Below are 1,789 nucleotides of genomic sequence, written 5' to 3' on the forward strand. Positions count from 1 at the left end.
CTGCGCGGACCGCAGGTCGGGCTCCAGCGCCCACCCGTAACCGCCGTCCCCGTTCCGGTAGGCGTCCAGCGCGGTGACGACGGCGGCCGGCGTACCGGTCCCGCGCAGCAGCTCGAAGCGGCGCCGGTCCAGGAGCCGCGCGTGTGTGGTCATGAAGGCGCAGGCGCCGGTCAGGTTCGGGGTGTGCGTGAGATCCATGGGACGAGTCTGCGGGGCGCGGCCACCACCGGTCTTGAACGAAACGGACCTCCGGGCCACCGTCCCGCGGGCGCACAAGGGCCCGTTGCTCGAACTGGCGTCGTCACTAAGTGTGCTGTCGACGAAGCTCTCCGTGCAAAAGGCGCGAGTCTATGCCTCTTGAGTACGCCCGCGCACGAGGTTCGTGAATATGCCGGTGCGGTGTTCCGCCCGCACTAAGCTCTCGCGGAGCGCGCCGAGTTGATACGGAATCAGGCGCTTGTTCCCATGTGCCGCAATAGTTTCGAAAACCCGACCCCTGAATCGACCGCCAGAGGGCTTACATGGTTCGTGTTGAAGCACCCATGAATGATCAAGCGTCATCCACCGTTCGCGCGCTTCTGCTCTCCGCGGCCCTGATGGTGACGGCAACGGCCGCCGTCGTGGTCTTCGTCGCCGACGCCGCCCGGATACCGGTCGCGTTGTACGGCGCCGTCGCCACCGTCCTCGTCAGCTGGGGCGCGGTGGAGATCACCCGCAGAGGAGAGGCGACGCGCGCTCTGCACGCGCGTTACGGGGAGCATGTCGCCTTCCTGGAACGGCGCATCGCCGAGCACGACAGCCAGAGCGTGCGTCTGGGCAAGGAACTGATGCCGCTCGCGATCTACCAGCTCCGCCGGGGCAACTCACCCCAGGAGGTCATGAACGTCATCGTCGACGGCGACGAGCGCTACCGGGAACTCCCCGACTCGCAGCGCGCGTTGCTCATGGCGATCCTCGGCATCGTGGACGACGAGGAGGCCATGCGTGAATCCGCGCAGCGTTCCTTCGTCAACATCGCCCGCCGCGTGCAGTCCCTCGTACACCAACAGGCCAGCGAGCTGCGGGAGATGGAGGAGCACCACGGCCGTGACCCGGAGGTCTTCGACGACCTGCTGCGCATCGACCACGGCACCGCCCTCATCGGACGGCTCGCCGACAGTGTCGCCGTACTCGGCAAGGCCCGCCCCGGACGTCAATGGCCCAGGCCCGTACCGCTGTTCAGCGTGCTGCGCGGCGCCATGTCCCGGATCCTGGAGTACCAGCGGGTCGATCTGCACTCGATCGCCAAGGTCGCCATCGTCGGTACGGCGGTCGAACCGCTCATCCACGCGTGCGCCGAACTCCTCGACAACGCCACCCGCTACTCGCCTCCGCAGACGCGCGTCCATGTGACCGCCGTCGAGGTGCAGACCGGCATCGCCATCGAGATCGAGGACGGCGGCGTCAGCCTCAGCGAGGAGGCACGGACCCGGGCCGAGCGGATGCTCGCGCAGGCGCAGGCCGGTATCGACCTCAACGACCTCGGCGAGACCCCGCGCCTCGGCATGGCGGTCGTCGGCCGCCTCTGCCAGATGTACAACCTCCAGGTCTCGTTGCGGCAGTCCGCGTACGGCGGCGTCCGCGCCGTCCTCGTCGTCCCCCGCGACGTGGTCACCACCGGGCCCGCGCCCGGTATCGCCCACGGCATCGGCGCGACCGCGCTCGGGGTCGGCGGCACGGAACTGCCCGAGATGCGCAAGCCGCGCACGGCCGACGCCCCGGCCGCGAACCCCGCGGCCGGGGCGTCGGC

General features: G+C 69.4%; 1 protein-coding gene and 1 pseudogene. One reads left to right on the forward strand and one right to left on the reverse strand.

Going from position 1 to position 1,789, the window contains the following annotated elements:
* A pseudogene (locus BHU15_RS36535) lies at positions 1-198 on the reverse strand (hypothetical protein); the annotation flags it as partial.
* 323 nt (positions 199-521) lie between these two features.
* Between BHU15_RS36535 and BHU15_RS36540 the strand changes: the two are divergent.
* Positions 522-1,789: sensor histidine kinase (locus BHU15_RS36540; protein ID WP_069631021.1), on the forward strand; the 1,268-nt coding region annotated here is incomplete at its 3' end.

The organism is Streptomyces niveus (assembly GCF_001723055.1).
Lineage (GTDB): Bacteria > Actinomycetota > Actinomycetes > Streptomycetales > Streptomycetaceae > Streptomyces > Streptomyces niveus.